The sequence below is a fragment of the Acinetobacter sp. H1(2024) genome, from assembly GCF_046557555.1.
GTDB classification, from domain to species: Bacteria; Pseudomonadota; Gammaproteobacteria; order Pseudomonadales; family Moraxellaceae; genus Acinetobacter; species Acinetobacter seifertii.
Map to the genome: position 1 here is coordinate 688957 of NZ_JBKGFO010000001.1, position 21830 is coordinate 710786.

The window sequence follows — 21830 nt, forward strand, 5'->3', positions numbered from 1 at the left end:
ATGGGAATAACTATTTAGAAATCGTAACTCGCTATCATGTTGAAGCGGTTATCAATCCCGTTACGACCATCGAAAGTTTCTCGTTCGCCATATACATACTCAACACCTAAGGTAATTGGTTTGTATGGGTTATACATCGTATTTACCCAGCCCTGCCAAAGCTGTTTGTTTTGAGTCGTGCTATTGTGCTGTAATTCGGCAAAACGGTTATCATCTTTGGCCTTCATATAGCCATAAGCTAAAGTCGAGCGAATTTTTGGCGTAAATTGATGAGTTACCCCCAAAGACACCGTATCAAATTCATTACTATGCATGTTGTTTTGATCATCTATTGCATAGCCACTATTGCTCCACAATAAGAAACGCCCATCGCCTTTGACATGGTAATAATCGGCTTTAAGTAAAGTATCTGGTGTCATTTGGTATTTACCACCGAAACCTACGCCCCAAGCCCACTCACTGTCATTATTGGTTCTTTTTTCTGCAACAAAACTACGGCCTGAAAGCATCGAACCATTGGCAAATTTATGATTTAAACGTCCGACTAAAGCAGGTAAACGCATTTTGTTATCTGGGTCTGTTGCCGCAGTATATTTCGGGTCTTCAACTGATACTGCAAAACTTGTATTTGCCGTTAAATTATCGCTATAGCGAACCATTGGCGATCTAAGCAAGGCACTACCTACAAATGTTCCTGCATCGATTGTTTCTGGGTAATACTCAGGTGCAATAAATGTCGACCATGTTTGACCAACGAGCCATTTATCAAAAGTTAAATAAGCATGGCGTATACGAAACTGATCACGCGTGGTAGCCCCAAAGAAGTCCATTTCCAATTTTCCACCCACATCACCAGCAGTTGTCGGTGTTTTAAAATTCAATCCGAAACGGGTCACATAAACCGTACTGTGCAATTGGTCCTTTTGAGCAGATTCTTCTGGCGTATGTTCAAGTGGAACCCCACTAATATTGTTATACATCGTAGATGCACCCTTAATTTGATAAGAAGCATCTGCCCGTATATATCCATATAAGTTAAATTCTGTACCAGATTTAGTTAATGTTTGCTGTATAGATTGCGGAGCTTGGGTAACGACAGGAGTGACTTGTTCTACTTTTTCTTGGGTTAAAGATTTCTGAGTTTGTATATCTGCCTGTAGCATTGCCCGTAATTCGTTTACTTCTTGGCGAAGTTGCTCTATTTCAGAGTTTACTTGACCCGCAAAAGCAGAAGACATAAGTAAAGACACAGAAACCGCCAATAGGCTTTTTTGAACCATTGTATTTAAAGCTTTCATCATGAAATTTTCCTTTAGACCTTTAAACAGACTTAAAGATCTCGACATCCTTTTTGTTATGTACCTATCTAAAATAGATCCTTGAAAATTTGCCTTTCTTTCACAAGAAAGACGTTCCCTCATATTTTTAGTTCCATCCTCCCTAAAGCAGCAAAAGCGACTTTTTAATTTTTCATTTTTTATATTCTCATCCACATTGAGAATATTCGGTTTTAAGACCTTATTTATATTCCCCAATAGTATTATTTTTTTGCAATAAACCCCTGATAAGTCAAAATTTGCGTATAAGTCTGTGCACTTTCAAAGCCCGTCTTTTCCAAAAGTTTTATATATCCTTCAGTCGTTAAACTAAAAAAGTCCTCCGCCATACGCTCTAACATTTTTTGACACTGCTCTTCTGTTAGACCTTGTGCCAAGCACAAATAACGCAATGCTTGAAGTTGATTTGGGTTTATACAGGTCATGAGGTCATAAGTAAGTAAAGGCGCCTTTTCTTTTAAGCGATCATAAATATCTTTAAAGAATGCAGGCTTTATATCATCGGCAACGAAATGAGCCACAAGAATAGACAATGCAGCATCGAAACATGGTTCCAAAGGCAGTGCTGAAGTATCACCATGAATAAAAGTCACTTGTGAAGATTTATCTAAAAGTTCAACCTGTTCCTGTGCTTTTTGCAGCATGGTTAAAGATGGGTCAACTGCTGTAAATTTCCAGTTTGGATGTCTTTTAAGTAAATATTCGAGTTCATAACCCGTACCACAGCCCACAATTAAGATATGAGCATTAGGTTTCAACACTGATTGCAAAATGGCATCCACCTGTTGATGGATGACTTCATAACCTGGAATTAATTTACGAATATGTGCGTCATATCCTTCGACTACTTTGGGGCTATTAAAGTCTTTTGCCATTTTGTTTTATCCTCTATTTAAACTGCCTTTTAATTTATAGTTTGCTGCACTTTGAATGGGCTTTCGACTTCTTTAGTCAAACACATTCCCAGTTAAATTAAGTTCAGCTCGCATAATTTCCTGCAATTTAAACTTTTGTGCTTTGCCCGAAGCAGTCATTGGAAACTCATTAAAGAATCGGACATAACGCGGCACTTTATTATGAGAAATGTGCTCTTTGCAGAATTGGCGAATACTGTCTTCGTCAATTTGATGATGTTCATGCAAAATAATACAAGCACAGAGTTCTTCGCCATATCTGGCATCTGGTAAACCAATCACCTGCACATCGCTTACATCAGGATGGGTATATAAAAAGTCTTCAATTTCTTTTGGAAAGAGATTTTCCCCGCCGCGAATCACCACATCTTTAATACGGCCTTTAATTTTAATAAAACCGTCTTGATCCATTTCGGCAATATCACCTGTATGCATCCATCCAGCAGCATCAATGACCTCTTTGGTCTTTTCTTCTTCGCCCCAATAGCCAGCCATCACTGAATAACCGCGAACGCATAGCTCACCCAAAGTTCCTTGCGGAACAATCTGCCCTTCTAAATCGACAATTTTAATTTCAACATGCGGGTGAACATGCCCGACTGTACTTACTCGTTTATCAATCGAATCGTTTACCGAACTTTGTACACTTACTGGTGAGGTTTCAGTCATACCGTAACAAATCGTGATTTCGGACATATGCATACGGTCTATAACCCGCTGCATAATTTCACGTGGACAAGGGCTGCCTGCCATGATGCCGGTTCTTAAACTCGATAAATCAAACTCATTAAACTGTTCATGTTCTAAAGTGGCAATAAACATAGTTGGCACGCCATAAGCTGCCGTACAACGTTCTTGATGAATCGCTTTTAAAGTTTCTAAAGGATTAAATATAGCCGATGGATAGACCATGGTTGCCCCATGTGTAACACAGGCTAAATTCCCCATCACCATGCCGAAACAATGAAACAAAGGCACAGAAATACAGACTTTATCATGAGGTGCAAGGCGAATGCCTTCGCCAACAAAATAACCGTTATTTAAAATATTATGATGGGTCAACATGGTCCCTTTAGGGTTACCTGTTGTACCTGAAGTAAATTGGATATTAATGGTTTCATCAAACTGATGTTGCTTCGCTAATTGTTTTAATTGTTCCAGCTGCTCAGAAGTTGGTGTAGTAACTAAATCACTAAAACGATAAATACCCGTATGTTGTTGGTCATCAATTTTAATGACAAATTTTAAATGTGGCAGTCGCGCTGAATTCAGCACTTTATCTGGACTGTTGGTTAACTCAGGAGCAATTTTTGTCAGTAATTCTTGGTAATCAGTGGTTTTGAATTGAGAAGCAATAATCAATCCTTTGCATGAGACTTTATTCAACACATATTCAAGTTCATGGCTCTTATAAGCTGTATTCAGGTTAACTAAGATAATCCCTGCTTTAAAGGCTGCAAATTGGGTTACCGTCCATTCCACACAGTTAGGCGACCAGATGGCTAGCCGATCTCCTTTTTTTAATCCCAATTTTAAAAGGCTACAAGCAAAAGCATTTACTTCATCCTGTAAAGCTTTATAGGTTAATCGTCTGTTTTGATGAAAACTAACGATTGCTTCCTTTTCAGCATATTTCCGACAGGCCTGATCAAATTGTTCACCAATGGTCATACCCAATAAGGGCTGCGTGCTTGGTCCCGAGGCGTAGCTTAACCGTTCTTGTTGCATTGAATCATTCTCCTTGATTCTTCTAATTCTCTTCTTACCTGATCTAATTGTTGTTACTGCAACTACTTTTCCAAACGACTTATTTTGTGTTGTTTTACTCTTTATATGCCCTATTTCTTCTGCACAGCGTCCACACAAAAGTCAGCAATTTGTTTTGAAAAATAGTCTTTGTGTGCGTGATCAAACTTTGTATTTTGAGCTGGGTCTAGGGGTTCAACCACCACATAAGTCATAGCACCGACTACACAAAGTGCTGCTGTGTTTAAATCATCCAAGACAAACTCACCACTTGCATTTCCATCCGCAAGTATTTTTTTAATACTTTGTTTAATCAATTGCTTCACACGAAAACGCTCATGTTCAACCGTTGAATCGACGGGTTCAAACATAAGTGAATATGCAAGCTGAGGACTATTCAGTGCCCGTTTTACAAAGGTTGCCACCGCCTTGTGTAATTTCTGCTTTGCCGATAAATCACTTTCGGTAATCGAATCGATGACCAATAGCTCTGTATTAATCGCATCAGACAAAACTTCAATGAGCACTTGGCTTTTATTATCAAAGTAGCGATAAACCAGTCCACTAGATACACCCGCTTGCTCTGCAATTGTTTGTATTTGCGCGTCTTTAAATCCTCCCTCTGAAATTATTTTTCTGGCTGAATTCAAAATCGACTTCCGATTTTGCTCCATCCGCTCTTGCATTAAAGATGATCGTTTATAGCTCATAATTTATTCTCTAACAAATAAAATGAATTGTAAATCATTTTATGAATCAGTATTCACTTTTTCAAAAAATCATTGTATGGTAATTATCAAATACCCACAAAATATTTTATGGACAACAAATATAACCAATAGGATGAAAATATCATGAACCTACGCAGCTTGAATTTCGGTCTAGATGAAACTTTAATTGCGCTTCAAGATTCGGTAGCCGCATTTTGTGCAAAAGAAATTGCACCAATTGCTCAACAAGTTGATCAAGACAATAAATTCCCTGCACATCTCTGGAAAAAATTCGGAGATATGGGCCTTTTGGGCATGACAGTTTCTGAAGAATATGGCGGTGCCAATATGGGTTATTTAGCTCATATTATTGCCATGCAAGAAATTTCTCGTGCTTCGGCAGCCATTGGTCTTTCTTATGGTGCTCATTCTAATTTATGTGTAAACCAGATTAACCGTAACGGTAACGAGCAGCAAAAACAAAAGTATTTACCAAAATTGATTTCTGGTGAATATGTCGGTGCCCTTGCAATGTCTGAACCGAATGCGGGTTCTGATGTCGTCAGCATGAAATTACGTGCTGAACAAAAAGGTGATCACTTCGTTTTAAATGGTTCAAAAATGTGGATCACTAACGGCGGTGATGCAGATGTATTGGTCGTTTATGCTAAAACTGACCCGCAAGCTGGCGCGAAAGGCATGACCGCTTTCTTAATTGAAAAAGGCATGAAAGGCTTTAGTCACGGTAACCATTTAGACAAACTCGGTATGCGTGGCTCTAACACTTACCCGCTGTTCTTTGACAATGTAGAAGTACCTGCTGAAAACGTACTCGGCGGTGTCGGTAACGGTACAAAAGTACTCATGAGTGGTTTGGACTATGAGCGTGCAGTTTTAAGTGCCGGACCTTTAGGTATTATGGATGCCTGTTTAGATGTGGTCATTCCATACTTGCATCAACGTGAACAGTTTGGTCAGGCGTTAGGTGAATTCCAACTTATGCAAGGCAAACTTGCCGATATGTATTCAACTTGGTTGGCATGTAAAGCACTTGTTTATGCTGTTGGTGCTGCCTGTGACAAAGCTGACCATGACCGCAGTTTACGCAAAGATGCCGCAAGTGCCATTTTATATGCTGCCGAAAAAGCAACATGGATGGCTGGTGAAGCAATTCAAACTTTAGGCGGTAATGGTTATATCAATGAATTCCCTGCTGGCCGTTTATGGCGCGATGCAAAACTTTATGAAATTGGTGCAGGAACTTCTGAAATTCGCCGCATGCTAATTGGCCGCGAACTTTTCAATGAAACCAAATAATAATTATAAATAAGGACGCATCTTATGAACCAATTACAAAGCAAGATTAATGTTCGAAGCGAAGACTTCAAAACAAACCAGCAAGCCATGCAAACATTGGTCACAGATCTCAAACAGGTTGCCCAGCGTATTGCTTTAGGCGGTGGTGAAAATGCCCGACAAAAACATTTGGCTCGAGGTAAACTTTTACCCCGTGAACGTATTGATCAACTGATTGACGTCGGCACGGCATTTTTAGAAATTGGTCAATTGGCAGCGTACAACGTTTATGAAGATGATGTTCCTGCTGCCGGTGTGATTGCTGGTATTGGTCAGGTCAACGGCGTAACTTGCATGATCGTTGCCAACGATGCAACGGTTAAAGGCGGAACGTATTACCCACTTACAGTTAAAAAGCATTTACGCGCACAAGAAATTGCTGAACAAAATCACTTGCCTTGTATTTATTTAGTAGATTCAGGCGGTGCTTATTTACCAATGCAAGATGAGGTTTTCCCAGACCGCGATCACTTTGGGCGTATTTTCTATAATCAGGCACGCATGTCGAGCCTAGGTATTGCTCAAATTGCCGTGGTGATGGGGAGCTGTACCGCTGGTGGTGCGTATGTGCCTGCCATGTCTGATGAAACCATTATTGTCCGTAATCAAGGTACGATTTTCTTAGGCGGCCCTCCTCTGGTAAAAGCTGCAACAGGCGAAGTGGTAAGCAGTGAAGATTTAGGCGGCGGCGATGTACACACACGTCTTTCAGGTGTAGCTGACCACTTAGCTGAAAATGATGAACATGCCATTGCGATTGCACGAAACATTGTTGCTAACTTAAATAAAAAGCCAAATGAGTTAAACAAGCAAATTGATGAGCCGCTGTTTGATGCATCGGAACTCTATGGCGTGGTGCCAAGTGATGCGCGTAAACCTTTCGATGTGCGTGAAGTCATTGCACGTATTGTAGACGGTTCTCGTTTTGATGAATTCAAAGCACGCTTTGGTTCAACCCTCATTACTGGTTTTGCTTCACTCTATGGTATGCCAGTCGGCATTATTGCAAATAACGGGATTTTATTTTCTGAGTCTGCACAAAAAGGTGCGCACTTTATTGAGCTATGTACACAGCGCAATATTCCATTGTTATTCCTACAAAACATTACGGGCTTTATGGTTGGTCGCCAGTATGAAAATGAAGGGATTGCAAAAAACGGCGCTAAATTAGTGATGGCAGTTGCCACCGCAAATGTACCTAAACTCACCCTGATTATTGGTGGTTCGTTTGGTGCAGGTAACTACGGTATGTGTGGCCGCGCTTATTCACCACGCTTTTTATGGACTTGGCCCAACTCTCGTATTTCAGTCATGGGCGGCGAACAAGCAGCGAGCGTACTTTCGACTTTAAAACGTGACCAGATTGAGCAAAAAGGTGCCCAGTGGTCAGCGCAAGAAGAAGACGAGTTTAAACAACCGATTCGTGAACAATACGAGCGCCAAGGCCATCCGTACTATGCTTCTGCCCGCCTTTGGGATGACGGTGTAATCGACCCAGCTCAAACCCGTCAGGTACTTGGTTTAAGTTTGGCTGCGGCCATGAATGCCCCTATCCAGCCAACCAAATTTGGCGTGTTCCGCATGTAAGAGGTGTATATGAGCTATCAATTTTTACAACTCGAACAGCAAGGTCAGGTTGCCTATGTTTGGCTGAACCGCCCTGAATTGCACAATGCATTCAACACCACAGTCATTGAAGAACTGCATGCTTGCTTTAAACAAATCAATACACGTGATGATATTCGTGTTGTGGTTTTAGCGGGTCGCGGCAAAAGCTTTTCGGCAGGTGCCGACCTCAACTGGATGAAACAGGCAGGTCAGGCATCTTCAGCAGAAAATGAAGCAGATGCATTAAAACTTGCGCAAATGTTAGATGCACTCGCAACCCTAAAACAACCGACTATTGCCCGAGTGCATGGCATTGCCATTGGTGGCGGCATGGGTTTAGCGTCAGCATGTGATATTTGCATTGCCAGCACTGATGCCAAGTTTGCAACTTCTGAGGTTCGTTTAGGGCTTGCTCCATCTACCATTAGTCCCTATGTGATTCGTGCAATTGGCGCAAGACAAGCCTCTCGTTACTTCTTAACTGCCGAGCGAATTTCAGCACGTGAAGCTAAACACATTGGTTTGGCACACGAAGTAGCAGATGCCGAAGATTTAAATAAAAAAGTTCAAGAAATTATTGATGCTCTATTACTTGGTGGCCCGCATGCTCAAGCGGCCTCAAAACAACTGATTCAAATGGTGAGCAACCAGACCATGAGCAATGATTTGCTGCAACAGACAGCACATCATATTGCTCAAGTTCGTCAAGGTAGTGAGGCAAAAGAAGGTCTGAGTGCCTTTTTAAATAAACAGCAGCCTGCTTGGGTTTCTAACTCGAATAACAACAATTAAGGACGATCATCATGTTTGAAAAGATTTTAATTGCGAACCGTGGCGAAATTGCCTGCCGTGTAATTCGTACAGCTAAAAAATTAGGTATTGCAACGGTTGCCGTTTACTCAGATGCAGACGCAAATGCACAACATGTCAAACTTGCAGATGAAGCGGTTTATATTGGTCAATCCCCTGCAACGCAAAGTTATTTGCAAGCCGACCGTATTATTCAAGCAGCGATTGATACAGGCAGCCAAGCGGTTCACCCAGGCTACGGCTTCCTTTCAGAAAATGACCAGTTTGCACTCGCTTGCCAACAACACAACATTTGCTTTATTGGGCCGCCAGTGGATGCCATTTTAGCGATGGGCTTAAAAGCAACCTCGAAAGCTTTAATGGAAAAAGCAGGCGTTCCTTTAACACCGGGTTATCACGGAACCAACCAAGATGCTGAGTTTTTAAAACAACAGGCAGACCGAATTGGCTATCCAGTTTTAATTAAAGCCAGTGCTGGTGGCGGCGGTAAAGGCATGAGTCTGGTTGAACGCAGTGAAGACTTTCTGCATGCCTTAGCTTCGTGTAAACGTGAAGCCAAATCGAGTTTTGGTAATGATGACGTCTTAATTGAGCGTTATGTGATTCAACCTCGCCATATTGAAGTCCAAGTGTTTGGCGACACACATGGCAATTATGTACATTTGTTTGAACGCGACTGCTCTGTACAACGCCGTCACCAAAAAGTGCTAGAAGAAGCCCCTGCTCCACAAATGCCAAGCGAGAAGCTCGATGCAATGCGCCAAGCGGCAATGGATGCTGCACGTGCCGTAAATTATGTCGGTGCCGGTACGGTTGAGTTTATTGTCGAACAAGACGGTACGGCGTATTTCATGGAAATGAATACCCGCCTACAAGTCGAACACCCAGTCACCGAAATGATTACAGGTGAAGACTTGGTTGAATGGCAACTTCGAGTCGCTTATGGCGAACCTTTACCTAAACTACAAAACGAATTGCAAATTCACGGGCATGCGCTCGAAGCACGTATTTACGCCGAAGAACCAGAAAAAGGCTTTTTACCTGCCATTGGTAAAATTAACTATTTGCACTACCCAACGCAAAACCAATATGTTCGTGTAGACAGCGGTATTGTTGAAGGCGATGAAATCACGACCTATTACGACCCAATGATTGCCAAACTCATTGTATGGGGTAAAAACCGTGAAGCTGCGCTCATTCAAATGCAACACGCTTTAAGTCAATTCCATGTGGATGGTTTAGGCAACAATATTGCCTTTCTTGAAAAGATTGTTCGTAGTGAATCTTTTAAACAAGCTAAGCTTGATACCAACCTGATTCAACGTGAACAAAACTTCTTGTTTAGCCCTGAAGAGATCAAACCTGAACTTGTGGTAGCAGCGGCATTTATTGAGTTCCTCAGTAAACTTAATAACAACAACTCAAGCCAAAAACAGCTTTGGCAGGCTCAACCACTTTGGCGTTTAAATATTGCTTATCAGCACAGTATTAAACTGAATTATTTAAACCAAAATATCCAAATCAAATTTGCCTCAAATGAAGATGGTTTCACCGCAAAATATAACGGTCAAAGCTACCCGATTTCTGGACAATTGATTGATGCGCATACGGCCTCTGTTCAAATTGCTGGGACTAAGCAAAAACTGTCTTTTAACCAAAGTCAGCAAGGCATTACCTTATTCCAAAATGGACAAAGCTATAAGTTTGCTTATATTCGCCAAGACTTTAATCAAGCAGATAGCCAAGCCGATGAAGGCCACCTAAAAGCACCAATGCCGGGTGTGGTAACGCAAGTACTGGTGAGCGCAAATCATAGCGTGAAGAAAGACGATATTTTAATGACGCTTGAAGCGATGAAAATGGAATATACCATTCGTGCCCCTAAAGACGGCTTAATTGTAGACTCCTATTTCCAAGTCGGTGATCAAGTCAAAGCTGGCGACGAGCTTGTGGAATTTCAGCCTGCTCAGGAGGAAGTTGCATGAGTGAGTTTGTCAAAATCGTGGAGGTCGGTCCCAGAGATGGCCTCCAAAACGAAAAGCAGGCTTTAACCGTCGAACAACGCTTAAATTTTATTAATGACTTGATAAATGCTGGCCTAAAATCGATTGAAGTCGGTTCATGTGTTTCGGCAAAATGGGTACCTCAAATGGCTCAAAGTGACGAGCTATTTAAGCAACTCCCCCAAACAACCGATGTGCAATTTAGCCTGCTCACCCCCAATATCAAAGGTTTTGAAACTGCTCAAGCGGTAGGATGCAAAGAGGTTGCGGTGTTTACCGCAGCTTCTGAAAGCTTTACCCGTAAAAATATTAACTGCTCAATCGACGAGAGCTTTGAAAAATTTAGCGATGTCATGAGCGCTGCAAAAGCCCATAACATTCGTGTACGCGGTTATGTCTCTTGTATTGTCGATTGTCCCTATGAAGGCGCAATTGCTCCTGAACAAGTGGTGAAAGTTGTAAAACGGCTCTATGACATAGGCTGCTATGAAGTGTCTTTAGGTGAAACCATTGGTACCGCAACACCAGATCGCGTTCAAAAGGTTTGGCAAGCCTGCCTTGCTGAACTCGACAGTAAAGTTTTAGCTGGGCATTTCCACAATACCTATGGCATGGCAATTGCCAATATTTATCAATCTTTACAGCAAGGCATTCGTGTTTTTGATTCGTCTCTTGCAGGTCTTGGTGGTTGCCCTTATGCCAAAGGTGCCTCTGGCAATGTATCGACCGAAGATCTGTTTTATTTGCTGTCGCACATGGGGTTTGAAACGGGCATTGATTTAGAGAAACTAATGCAAGCCAGCCAAAATATTAGCAATGTATTAAACCGAAAAAGCTTGTCGAATTATGCAAATGCGTATTGGCAGACCAAGTGTGCATAGTCATAAATTAAAATAGCTCAGCATCTGGTATAAAGCTGAATATTAGGCAAAGTACCAGATCATCCTATCTCATCTTTATCTCATTTCGTTCAGGAATTGGGACTAAATCTCTCATGCTATTTATTTAAAATTTATCATTTATCTCTGTATCAAATGCCTCTCTCAACAGAAGCATTCTCTACCCTATTTTTATTCTAAATCCGTATTATTCTTTATCCTTTTCTAGCTTAATCCTTAAAAATTTATCTGATTATTTATAAAAATAAGATGCATCCATTTCAATTCTTGGCGAAATATGTTCTTCCACCCAATCTAGCCATGCACGTGTTTTTGCATCAATAAAGTGGCGTGAAGGCAATAAGGTATAAACTCCTATATCGGGCGAACGCCACTCTGGCAAGATATGACATAATCTTCCATTTTGAACCGCATCTAAAGCCGAAAACATCGGCAATAACGCCACACCCATATCTTGTTGCACCACATCTAATAATAATTCAGGGTTATCTGCAATCAGTTGCCCACCAGTATCAATTTGGTAAGACTCACCTTTTGCATTTAACAAGTGCCAATCTGGTGTAATAGATGGGTTTACTAAGCGTAAACAGGCATGGTTTTTTAAGTCTTCTGGGGACTTCGGCACACCATGTTTTTCTAGATACGCAGGTGAAGCACATAAAACAGAAAAGATGGTGCCAATTCTACGTGCAACAAAACGAGAATCTGTTAATGATTCAGTTAGATAAAGACTGACATCGACCCCTTTTGCCAACAGGTCCGGAACGTACTGTGAAGTCGTATATTCCACGGTTAGTTCGGGGTAATGTTTACAAAACTCGGCCATCACTGGAAAAACATAATGATGCCCAAAGCTTCCCATGCTTAACACACGTAAACGTCCTTTCGGTTTAGAAGCCGTTCCTGTTACTTCTGATTCTGCTTCATCCACCATTGAAATGACTTGGCGACAGCGCTCTGCATAAGTCGCACCAATATCGGTCAGTGCCTGCTGGCGCGTTGAGCGTTGTATTAATTTTGTACCTAAGCGTGTTTCTAGCTCGCTGATAAGACGTGAAACCTGTGCTGTGGTCAGATCCATCTGCTCAGCTGCTGCTGTGAAACTCCCGCTATCAATCACTTTCAGGAATGCATGCATTGCATGCAATAGTCCACCATCGAGATTTTTGCGCATAACGTAAATATGTTTTCCTAAATTACGGATTGTTGCACCAGTTTAGTTCAACCACAATGACTAAATGTACATACATTGGCACTAATTCTTTTTAAGAAGAGGAACCGATCTTTTTTTATTTCGTATGTCACTTGCTCCAAATATTCAACTGGATGTTGAAAAAAGAAAGTAGTCCGAGCTACTAAAAATTCTAAGGAGATATAAATGAATATAGCTACAAAAGTCACTCCAAATATTATTGCAACAAAGGATGTGTCACTTGAAGATAAATATGTAAGTGATAACGGTACAGCATATATGACCGGCATTCAGGCACTTGTTCGGTTGCCTCTTGCCCAAACTCGCCGTGACGCGATCAATGGTTATCATACTGCTGGTTTTATTTCTGGTTATCGCGGTTCTCCAGTTGGTAACTATGATAGTTTCCTTTGGCAAGTTCAAGGATTACTTAAATCCCATAATGTTGTATTTCAACCTGGCGTAAATGAAGACTTGGCTGCTACCGCAATTTGGGGTACTCAACAAGTTAATCTTTCAGGCCAAGGCAAATATGATGGAGTGTCTTCATGGTGGTATGGTAAAGGCCCGGGTGTTGATCGTTCAGGCGACGTACTCCGCCATGCGAATTTAGCTGGTACCTCTGAACGTGGTGGTGTCGTTGCTTTATTTGGTGATGACCACTCATGTAAATCTTCTACAATCCCTCACCAATCTGAACATGTCATGATTGGTTGCGGTATTCCAATTTTCTACCCAACATCCGTTCAACAAATTTTAGACTTTGGTGTTCACGCCATTGCAGTTTCACGTTTTTCTGGCCTGTGGTCTTCAATGAAGCTGGTGAGTGAAATTGTAGAAACTTCTGCTTCTGTTCATGTCGACTTAGACCGTGTCACTCCAGTTATACCGGAAAATATGAATTTCCCAGAGGGCGGCGTCAATATTCGTTGGCCAGATCACGGCATTCAGCAAGAAGAACGTCTTTATAAATATCGCTTACCTGCGGTTTTGGCCTATGCCCGCGCGAACAAAATCAATACTGTTACATGGCCTTGTGAAAATGCCCGTATTGGTATTGCCGCAAGTGGTAAAGGTTATTTAGATACGATTGAAGCTTTACGTATTTTAGGTATTGAAGATGAAACTGCTCAGCAGCTTGGGCTACGTGTTTATCAAGTTGGATTGATTTGGCCTTTAGAACCTCAAGGTGTTCGTGACTTTGCCGAAGGTTTACAAGAACTGATCGTTATTGAAGAAAAACGTCCAATTATTGAAACACAAATTAAGGATGAGCTGTACTCACTGCCTGATGGCAAACGCCCACATGTGATTGGTAAAGCAACTGACGGCAAAGGCGAATGGAGTACTTCTATTGAAGAAGCGCCGCTCATTGGTCACTATGAGTACCAGCCTGAACCTATTGCAAAAATGCTGGCTGCTCGCTTCTTAAAACTCGATATTCCTGAAAGCTTAAAAACACAAATCCAAAACAGAATCGACTTACTGCTAAAAGCAGAGCAAGAATCAAAACGTGTTATTGATCTTGCTGAACGTAAACCGTATTTCTGTAGTGGTTGCCCACATAACTCTTCAACAGTCGTCCCTGAAGGTAGCCGTGCATTAGGCGGTATCGGTTGTCACTATATTGCCGTTTCACTTGACCGTGGTACAGAAACATTCTCGCAAATGGGCGGTGAAGGTGTAAGTTGGGTGGGTGCATCACCATTTACCAATGAAAAACATATTTTTGCGAACCTTGGTGACGGAACTTACTTCCACTCTGGTTACTTAGCAATCCGTCAGTCCATCGCTGCAAAAACTAATATTACCTATAAAATCCTCTACAACGATGCAGTCGCTATGACAGGTGGTCAGCATGTAGATGGGCATTTGAGCGTTGCACAGTTAACTCGCCAGCTCGCTGCCGAAGGTATTAAAAAACAAGTTATTGTGACGGATGAAGTTAAACTATTAAATGAAGAAGACGGTATTGCACCAGGTGTCGAAATTCGCCACCGTAATGAACTCGATACGGTTCAACGCGAGCTTCGTGAAGTTTCAGGTGTAACCGCTTTAATTTATGTACAAACCTGTGCCAGTGAAAAACGCCGTCGCCGTAAACGTGATGCCTACCCTGACCCTGCTGAGCGTTTATACATTAACAGTGATATCTGTGAAGGCTGTGGCGACTGTTCGAAAAAATCAAACTGTCTATCTATTGAACCTGTAGAAACAGCTTTAGGTACTAAACGTCAAATTAACCAAAGTAGCTGTAATAAAGACTTCACTTGTGCTGAAGGGTTCTGCCCAAGCTTTGTGACTGTTCATACACGTGATATGAAACGTCCGGCTAAATTTGAAGGTATTGGTGCAGGTTGGCCAACATCACCAGTTATTCCTCAGTTATATGATGTTCCAAGTCGTATTATGGTCGGCGGTATTGGCGGGACAGGTGTTGTGACTATTGGCGCACTGCTTGGTATGGCGGCTCATCTCGAAGGTAAAGCAACACGTGTTATGGACATGGCTGGACTTGCGCAAAAAGGTGGTACGGTTTATTCATACGTTCAACTTGCAGCAACTGATGAACAAATTTCTTCTACCAAAATTCCAGCGGGCCAATGTGAATTACTGATTGGTGCCGATGCGGTAGTTGCTGGTGGTAGTGCTGCTCTATCTCGCTTAAAAGATGATGCTTTGGTTATTGTGAATGAAGACAGTACGCCTACTTCTGAGTTTATTAAATCTCGTGACTGGTATGCACCGATTAGCGATTTAATTGATCGTCTTCGTGGCCGTGTTCGTCAAGGTCAACTGGTTTCTCTGCCAGCGGCTCGTATTGCAACACAACTGTTAGGTGATTCAATTTATACCAACCAGTTATTACTCGGTATGGCATGGCAATCTGGACGCATTCCACTATTACGTGAAAGCATTGAAAAAGCAATTCACCTAAATGGGACTGCTGTTGAAAAGAACCTTGAAGCTTTCCGTGTAGGTTGTCATCTTGCAAGTGACCCAACTTTAGCTGCACGTTTAGTGGCTGCAATGCCAAAAACCAAAACACCGCAAACTTTGGCTGAACTTGTTGAAGACCGTTCTGCTCGTCTCACAGACTATTGGAATGAAGCTTACGCAACTAAATACCGTACGCTTGTAGAGTTGGCAGCTAAAAAGTTACCTGAAGAATTAACAGGTACCATTGCAACTCAGCTGTATAGAGTTATGGCGTATAAAGATGAATATGAAGTTGCTCGTCTGTTAACAGGTAAAAGCTTCAAAGAATCGATTGAAACCCAGTTCGGTAAAGGCTTACGTTTAACATATCACCTTGCTCCGCCAGCATTACTCGGTGGTCTGCAAAATGTCCGTAAACGTGCGTTCGGTTACTGGATGCGCTTCCCAATGATGATGCTTGCTCGCTTACAATGGCTTCGTGAAACTTTCCTTGACCCATTTGCACGTCAAGAAGAACGTCAACACGAACAAGCATGGCGTGACCGTTACATCGCATTTGTTGAAGCACTCGTTGAAGCACCAGACAATCATAACTTAGCTGTCGCTGAACAAATTGCGAAATTACCAGCAGAAGTTCGTGGTTATGGCCTTATCAAAATGAAAGCAATGGACTCTGCAAAACAGCGTTGGGATAAACTAACACCAACACTCATTAAAGTACGTAGCTAAGAAATTGCTTAAAATTTAAATCTCAAAATAAAAAAGTCATCCTTAGGGATGACTTTTTTATTGGCTTAAAATTTATTTAGCCATTTTACGTAAAGTTAAAATCTGCTCGCTTCGTCCAAATGGGCCATACACATCATGTAAAACTGCACTGGTTAAACCAATACCATCTGAGCCATATTGCTGAACGGTTTCCAGCCCCAACCATTTACCTTGCGGATAACGGTGCATGTGAATTTGCAAATCTAGATTTGGAAAGCCCCACGTAAATTCGCCCTCTTGTCTTGGTACAATTCCGTTTGCGGTATCTACCATGCCAATTAAATGCGCAAAATCTGTGGTCGGCTGCCCTTCAACCATTTCTTTATCATTGTTTAGCCAAACAATACCTTTGCCCGCGCGATGCTGATCATCAGTTTTAGTGACGAGTGTCTGGATAAAACCACCCGGCCATCTTTTCATGCCCGTCCATTCGGTAAAGGTATCGGGATGATGAATTGGTTGATCTTCAAGCCCCGCAATCTCGGAACTGTCTTGAGTGCACATGCGCCATGCTCTAGCCACAATACAAGTTTTACCTTGTGCTTGTAGTTCTGCTTCAATCAATTCAATCGTTTTACCGGCACGAATGACATGTGTTTTAATCGTAAATTCACCAAATGCAATCAATCCAAAAATATCAAAACTAATTCGACCAATTCGCATATCTTGTCGCGGTGAAAACTGTTCTAACTCTGCTGCGATGACACCACTTGCAGGCGCCATGTGTTGTTCATGAGGGTTCCATGCCCCTTGTGCATGGACAGTTGAGCAATAATGAGCAATAACTTCACCTTGAGGACCAATTGTTCTATTCAGCAATTGATAATAAGCATTCATGATTTTCTTTCCCTAGTCCTTATCCAACATCAATATTTGATGAAAATTCACATTTTAATGCTTATGTTAACTCTCTATTTCTTTGGCTCAACTGGTTTTTCCTACCAAAAACTGATGAGTCTAAAATTACAAATTTAATCACTAGGTAAAATTTCGCATGTCAATTTCACCCGTAGTTGTAGAAAAATATGGCATAAATTTTTTTACTATAAATAGTAATCAATAGAACTTACTGAACAAATTCAAATTTGGAATTGTTTTTCTGTTATAGCTAATTTTGCAAAATGCTAGATATTACTTATTCCACTATTTTATTATTCTCAATTTAAAATATTTAAATTTATTAATATTATTTAAAATAAAGTTAAGATAAATTTAAATTATTATCAACAATAAAATAAAATTCCATAACCACTCAAAATCTACACACCAATTAATCAATCAAAAACATATAGAAATAAATTATATTTTAAAGCATTATAAACCATTTCCCAATCTGCACTCTAAAAAACACCTTGATGGAAATAACAAGTAATGAATTATAGTTTTTTATCTTTTGTTCTAACGGCGCTAGTGATTAATTTAGTACCTGGCCCTGCTATGTTTTATGTAATGAATCAATCATTAAAATATGGAATAAAAGCGGGACTAAAAGCAGCAGCAGGAGTTGAATTTGGCGTATTTTTCTATGTCTTGTTATCAGCATTTGGATTAATGTTTGTATTTCAACAAATTCCTCTATTATATAAAATTCTTCAATTCACTGGCGCTTTATATTTACTATATCTTGCTTATGTAGCTTGGCCCAAACGTAAATCAATAGAAAGCTCGAATGTTCCCTCACAAAATTCTACAGAATCAGCTCGTTATTCATTTAGCAAAGGTATGTTAATTAACTTGTCTAATCCAAAGATTGGTCTCTTCTTTGTTAGCTTGTTACCACAATTTATATCTTCGGATTCTCATCCAGCTTGGCTATATTTCCTATTATATGGCTTATTTTTTAACTTTGGTGGGATCTGTGTAAATATGACTGTAGGTGTAATGGCTCGAAAATTAAAATCTATTATACAAAAAGCATCATGGTTTGATTATATTCCACCCCTTCTATTCTTAACGATTGCGATTTTAACTATAGGACGAGATGCCTTGTCTAGCTAAACCATTAAAATCAACCTATTAAAATTGTGAGTACTAAAATTAATTCCTAAGATTTTATTAGATACTCTAGAAGATTAATTAATACCTAAAAGCACATTATGAAGTTTACAAATAATTATAAAAGACTTTATAATATACATATTCTTATTTAAATCTTACCAATACAGGCATTTCCAGCTTTCAAAAAAACCCGCTTTATAGCAGGTTCTTTTTACGCAAGCATTTGTTTAAGGTCGTTCACCCTGTCCCAAACGGCGTTCAATATCATCGAGTACATTTGGTAAGTCAGCGACACTATCAATCACATAATGAGCGCCCGATGCATTCATTTTTTGATAGGCCTTATTTTTTAGCACAATTTGTTCATCTGCCGATAGCGCACTCCACTCTTCATAGCTTAAACCGACTTCGTTACCACTAATCGCAAGTCCTACTGTCCAGCATCCGGCATTTAAACCTTCATCAATCCCCACCACGGTATCATCCACTTTTACAACAGTTTTGATGTCAGACACATCGAGTTGAATTAAGTTTTTCCATAACATTTCAGGATATGGACGGCCAAATTTCACATCACTTGCCGTAACGATACAGTCTGGACGGTAGCCCTGATCGGCAGCATCTTTAACCAAACGACCAATCATCATGGATGCATATCCCGTGTTACTGCCAATTTTTGCACCACGCTTTTTAATATTTTCAAACGTTTCCAATGCACCCGGTATTAAAGCCGAGCATGTTGGAATCGATTTTAACTGATAAGGAATAAAGTCCTTATATAAACGATCAATATCTGCTTCTGTTGCCGCTTGACCATAAACTTCCTGCCATGCAGCTGCTACGCGCGGCATTTTTAAAACTGCTGCAATATGGTCACGTTTTTCTAAACCCATTGGCGCTCGAGCTTCTTCAACCGTAATTTCAATTTTATTGTCTTTAAATAAAGCCATAAAAGCCAAAATCGGTGCGCGTGAACCAAAATCTACAGTTGTACCAGCCCAGTCAAAAACCACAGCCTGAATTTGTGTATTGTTGGTTGTCATGGTGTATTCCCTTTAATTCAAATGTTTTAATAAAAATTATGCTGTTACAGCTTGGTTTAGGTGGTTTTCACAGTAGCTCGCAATCGCAGCAAGAAGTCCTTCAATGTCATGAATATAAACTTCGCCAATATTGCCAATACGGAAGCAGTTAAGGTCAGTGACTTTACCCGGATAAATCACATAGCCTGATTTTTTTAGCGTTTCATAAAATGATTGGAAGCTAAATGTTTCATCTGTCGGGTAAAGGAATGTCGTGATAATTGGTGATTGGGGTGCTTGATTGCCTAATACCAATTCAAAACCAAGTTGTTGCATACCTTGAGATAAGGTTTGTTGGTTTTGTAAATAACGTTGATAACGTGCAGCTACTCCACCCTCTGCCTCAAGCTCAAGCAAGGCTTGATAAAATGCACGTACTACATGGGTTGGCGAGGTAAAGCGCCATTTACCGTTATGCTGTTCCATGGTATTCCACTGTTCATATAAATTGAGGCTGACCGAACGTGCCAATCCTTTACACGCTTCTAGGCAATCACGTTTCGCCAAAATAAAACCAAAGCCCGGCACACCTTGAATACATTTATTCGCGCTTGAAATTAGAAAATCAATTTCAAGCTCAGCGATATCCATTGGCACACCACCAAATGAACTCATGGCATCCACAATCCAGATTTTTCCTGCTGCTTTAACTAAACGACCTATCTCTTGAATCGGATTTAAAATACCTGTGGTGGTTTCGCAGTGCACACAAGCAACATGGCTAATAGTTTTATCTTCTAAAATACGTTCGATTTCTTGTAAATCTGGTGTTTGGGTTTCTAAATAGTTCAGCTCGATCACTTCAATATTTAGGCAACGCGCCATTTGCACCATACGTGCACCGTATGCGCCGTTATTAATGATCAAGATTTTGCCATCACGCGGAATAGCTGACCCAAGGACAGACTCCACAGCAAAACTACCACTGCCTTGCATTAACACAGCCGTATATTTTTCAGGTTGGCTGGTTGCCAAGTTGACTAAACGAGAGCGGATATCTTGTACCAGCGAGTTGTATTCTTGATCCCAAGTACACCAGTCTTTTTGCATGGCACGGCGGACTGTCGCCGATGTTGATAACGGACCTGGCGTTAGAAGCAAATATTTGTTCTCTAAGTCCATATCGAGTTGTGGTTGCATGTTCATAATGTTACTCATTTCTTTCGCGTTCATTTCAATATACATCAATCTGGTTTAAACCAGATGACAAACTAGTAAATATTTTGTTCTAATATTTCTTTCATAAAGCCAGCCCCTGTAGTCATGCCTTTGCCAGCAATTGCACTCACCAGAAAAATGTTTTTTTCAGCTTCAGTGACGCATGCCAAATCATGTTCATGGGTCAGGTAATAACCATTCCAACGCTTTTGAATTGAAGGTAAAGTCAGGCCTAATTTTTCGTGGCAGTAAGCTTGAATAAACTCATTAATCTCTTCGCGTTGCTCAAACTGAGGTGCTTCATTAATCGAATGATATTCGTGGCTATCGCCCACAATCAGTTCGCCAAATTCGTTTTGTTTAATCAGAATATGAATGCCGAATTCTTTGATCAGCCCTTGCTGTGATGTTCTAACCAGCTCAGCATGACTCGGGCAAATTTCAAAAGCTGGATAACGAGAGATAGATAAGCCGGAATAAAGAGAAGCATTTAATTTTTTTTTGAAATGGTTGAGTCAGCGCCATTTGTAAGCCACAACGTTTCAGATTCAAGCTTTGTAATAGATCTGGATATAAAACATCGATGATTTCACCGTGGCAGATCAAAACTTTATTTGCCCGATATACCTCGCCACTTGCCAAGCGAACCTGACAAATTTCATGTTGATATTGGGTTTGCACGACACAGGCATTGGTATAAATCTTTACGCCTTTACTTTCGGCATATGCCAACAGTCGCTTCCCAATCATATGTGGTTCGACCGAATAATCTTCTTCAAAAACCAAGCCGCCTTGAAACTGCTGTTCGGGATTTAAATAAGAAAATTGGGTGACCAGTTCATCATGCTTTAGCAAATGAACTGGAATTTGGTAATGATTTGCACGCTCGGCAAACTCTTTTAAAACCTGCCATTCAAGTGCAGTGTTTGCGAGATAAATACCTTGGCGTTGAGCAAACGAAATATCGGTTTCAGCCTGAATACGCTGATAAAAAGAACGCGTTTCAAGAGCGTATTTTCGCCACTGCTGTTCAGGATGGGTTAAGGTTGATGTTCCAACCATGCCGAAATTACGACGAGTTGCCCCCACTGGTTGAGCATTTTTCTCGAAGATACAAACTTTTAAGCCTTGTTCTTGCGCTTGTATGGCAGCGGACAAACCTAAAATACCGGCTCCTACAACAATTAAATCAAACTGTACGTGATTCATAAGACTTCCAATTTGCGAAATTTAGGATGAATAAACCCTTGCCTTGTTGAACAAAGCATTTTCATTTCAGTCGGTTAAATAAAAATTGTGTTTAGCTAAA

Annotated in this window: 15 protein-coding genes and 1 pseudogene; 7 read left to right on the forward strand and 9 right to left on the reverse strand. The window is 40.7% G+C overall.

What is annotated here, in order from left to right:
* Positions 1–14: 14 nt before the first annotated feature.
* The 4 genes from ACLCEG_RS03280 to ACLCEG_RS03295 form a co-directional block, all read right to left on the reverse strand.
* The gene (locus ACLCEG_RS03280; RefSeq protein ID WP_410566547.1) at positions 15–1298 is read right to left on the reverse strand and encodes a DcaP family trimeric outer membrane transporter; all 1284 of its coding nucleotides are present in this window, start codon (positions 1296–1298) and stop codon (positions 15–17) included.
* Between the two features lie 242 nt (positions 1299–1540).
* Positions 1541–2212, reverse strand: a complete 672-nt coding sequence (locus ACLCEG_RS03285; RefSeq protein ID WP_410565759.1) for a class I SAM-dependent methyltransferase — start codon at positions 2210–2212, stop codon at positions 1541–1543.
* 72 nt (positions 2213–2284) lie between these two features.
* Positions 2285–3979, reverse strand: coding sequence for an AMP-binding protein (locus tag ACLCEG_RS03290; protein ID WP_410565762.1), 1695 nt, complete (start codon positions 3977–3979; stop codon positions 2285–2287).
* 110 nt (positions 3980–4089) lie between these two features.
* A complete protein-coding gene (locus ACLCEG_RS03295) occupies positions 4090–4707 on the reverse strand; it encodes a TetR/AcrR family transcriptional regulator (RefSeq protein ID WP_000120687.1) in 618 nt (205 codons plus the stop codon).
* Positions 4708–4851: 144 nt separating this feature from the next.
* Here ACLCEG_RS03295 and ACLCEG_RS03300 point away from each other — a divergent pair, with 144 nt between their 5' ends.
* Genes ACLCEG_RS03300 through ACLCEG_RS03320 form a run of 5 tightly spaced genes read left to right on the forward strand, consistent with a single transcriptional unit; the run spans position 4852 to position 11365 of the window.
* Positions 4852–6024: an isovaleryl-CoA dehydrogenase gene (locus ACLCEG_RS03300; RefSeq protein WP_002114559.1), complete on the forward strand. Its 1173-nt coding sequence runs from the start codon at positions 4852–4854 to the stop codon at positions 6022–6024.
* Between the two features lie 24 nt (positions 6025–6048).
* Complete coding sequence (locus tag ACLCEG_RS03305; protein ID WP_042076048.1) at positions 6049–7650, forward strand: carboxyl transferase domain-containing protein; 1602 nt, start codon at positions 6049–6051, stop codon at positions 7648–7650.
* A 9-nt stretch (positions 7651–7659) separates the two neighbouring features.
* Positions 7660–8463, forward strand: coding sequence for an enoyl-CoA hydratase/isomerase family protein (locus ACLCEG_RS03310; RefSeq protein ID WP_410565766.1), 804 nt, complete (start codon positions 7660–7662; stop codon positions 8461–8463).
* 11 nt (positions 8464–8474) lie between these two features.
* Positions 8475–10466 (forward strand): acetyl/propionyl/methylcrotonyl-CoA carboxylase subunit alpha, encoded by a 1992-nt coding sequence (locus tag ACLCEG_RS03315; protein WP_410565769.1) that lies wholly within the window; start codon positions 8475–8477, stop codon positions 10464–10466.
* Positions 10463–11365 (forward strand): hydroxymethylglutaryl-CoA lyase, encoded by a 903-nt coding sequence (locus ACLCEG_RS03320; protein WP_410565772.1) that lies wholly within the window; start codon positions 10463–10465, stop codon positions 11363–11365. The genes ACLCEG_RS03315 and ACLCEG_RS03320 overlap by 4 nt, the downstream gene beginning before the upstream one ends.
* Before the next feature lie 250 nt (positions 11366–11615).
* On the opposite strand, the gene ACLCEG_RS03325 is transcribed toward ACLCEG_RS03320, so the two are convergent.
* Positions 11616–12557 carry a LysR family transcriptional regulator gene (locus tag ACLCEG_RS03325; RefSeq protein WP_057085100.1) on the reverse strand — a complete coding sequence of 314 codons (942 nt, stop codon included), beginning with the start codon at positions 12555–12557 and terminating at the stop codon, positions 11616–11618.
* Between the two features lie 204 nt (positions 12558–12761).
* Here ACLCEG_RS03325 and ACLCEG_RS03330 point away from each other — a divergent pair, with 204 nt between their 5' ends.
* The gene (locus ACLCEG_RS03330) at positions 12762–16244 is read left to right on the forward strand and encodes an indolepyruvate ferredoxin oxidoreductase family protein (RefSeq protein ID WP_410565775.1); all 3483 of its coding nucleotides are present in this window, start codon (positions 12762–12764) and stop codon (positions 16242–16244) included.
* A 72-nt stretch (positions 16245–16316) separates the two neighbouring features.
* Here the strand turns inward: ACLCEG_RS03330 and ACLCEG_RS03335 are convergent, their stop codons facing one another.
* Positions 16317–17120: a thioesterase family protein gene (locus ACLCEG_RS03335; protein ID WP_410565778.1), complete on the reverse strand. Its 804-nt coding sequence runs from the start codon at positions 17118–17120 to the stop codon at positions 16317–16319.
* Positions 17121–17654: 534 nt separating this feature from the next.
* On the opposite strand from ACLCEG_RS03335, the gene ACLCEG_RS03340 reads away from it, so the two are divergent.
* Positions 17655–18281 carry a LysE family translocator gene (locus ACLCEG_RS03340; RefSeq protein WP_410565781.1) on the forward strand — a complete coding sequence of 209 codons (627 nt, stop codon included), beginning with the start codon at positions 17655–17657 and terminating at the stop codon, positions 18279–18281.
* A gap of 227 nt (positions 18282–18508) precedes the next feature.
* Here the strand turns inward: ACLCEG_RS03340 and phnX are convergent, their stop codons facing one another.
* From phnX to ACLCEG_RS03355, 3 genes and pseudogenes are all read right to left on the reverse strand, one after another.
* A complete protein-coding gene (gene phnX, locus ACLCEG_RS03345) occupies positions 18509–19324 on the reverse strand; it encodes a phosphonoacetaldehyde hydrolase (RefSeq protein WP_410565784.1) in 816 nt (271 codons plus the stop codon).
* Positions 19325–19360: 36 nt separating this feature from the next.
* Positions 19361–20548 carry a 2-aminoethylphosphonate--pyruvate transaminase gene (phnW, locus tag ACLCEG_RS03350; RefSeq protein WP_410566549.1) on the reverse strand — a complete coding sequence of 396 codons (1188 nt, stop codon included), beginning with the start codon at positions 20546–20548 and terminating at the stop codon, positions 19361–19363.
* 26 nt (positions 20549–20574) lie between these two features.
* Positions 20575–21730: pseudogene (locus ACLCEG_RS03355) on the reverse strand (TIGR03364 family FAD-dependent oxidoreductase).
* Positions 21731–21830 lie beyond the last annotated feature (100 nt).

Coding starts and splice junctions, on each gene's coding strand:
- ACLCEG_RS03280 (WP_410566547.1), bottom strand. CDS start 1,298: ATGAAAGCTTTAAATACAATGGTTCAAAAAAGCCTATTGGCGGTTTCT.
- ACLCEG_RS03285 (WP_410565759.1), bottom strand. CDS start 2,212: ATGGCAAAAGACTTTAATAGCCCCAAAGTAGTCGAAGGATATGACGCA.
- ACLCEG_RS03290 (WP_410565762.1), bottom strand. CDS start 3,979: ATGCAACAAGAACGGTTAAGCTACGCCTCGGGACCAAGCACGCAGCCC.
- ACLCEG_RS03295 (WP_000120687.1), bottom strand. CDS start 4,707: ATGAGCTATAAACGATCATCTTTAATGCAAGAGCGGATGGAGCAAAAT.
- ACLCEG_RS03300 (WP_002114559.1), top strand. CDS start 4,852: ATGAACCTACGCAGCTTGAATTTCGGTCTAGATGAAACTTTAATTGCG.
- ACLCEG_RS03305 (WP_042076048.1), top strand. CDS start 6,049: ATGAACCAATTACAAAGCAAGATTAATGTTCGAAGCGAAGACTTCAAA.
- ACLCEG_RS03310 (WP_410565766.1), top strand. CDS start 7,660: ATGAGCTATCAATTTTTACAACTCGAACAGCAAGGTCAGGTTGCCTAT.
- ACLCEG_RS03315 (WP_410565769.1), top strand. CDS start 8,475: ATGTTTGAAAAGATTTTAATTGCGAACCGTGGCGAAATTGCCTGCCGT.
- ACLCEG_RS03320 (WP_410565772.1), top strand. CDS start 10,463: ATGAGTGAGTTTGTCAAAATCGTGGAGGTCGGTCCCAGAGATGGCCTC.
- ACLCEG_RS03325 (WP_057085100.1), bottom strand. CDS start 12,557: ATGCGCAAAAATCTCGATGGTGGACTATTGCATGCAATGCATGCATTC.
- ACLCEG_RS03330 (WP_410565775.1), top strand. CDS start 12,762: ATGAATATAGCTACAAAAGTCACTCCAAATATTATTGCAACAAAGGAT.
- ACLCEG_RS03335 (WP_410565778.1), bottom strand. CDS start 17,120: ATGAATGCTTATTATCAATTGCTGAATAGAACAATTGGTCCTCAAGGT.
- ACLCEG_RS03340 (WP_410565781.1), top strand. CDS start 17,655: ATGAATTATAGTTTTTTATCTTTTGTTCTAACGGCGCTAGTGATTAAT.
- phnX (WP_410565784.1), bottom strand. CDS start 19,324: ATGACAACCAACAATACACAAATTCAGGCTGTGGTTTTTGACTGGGCT.
- phnW (WP_410566549.1), bottom strand. CDS start 20,548: ATGTATATTGAAATGAACGCGAAAGAAATGAGTAACATTATGAACATG.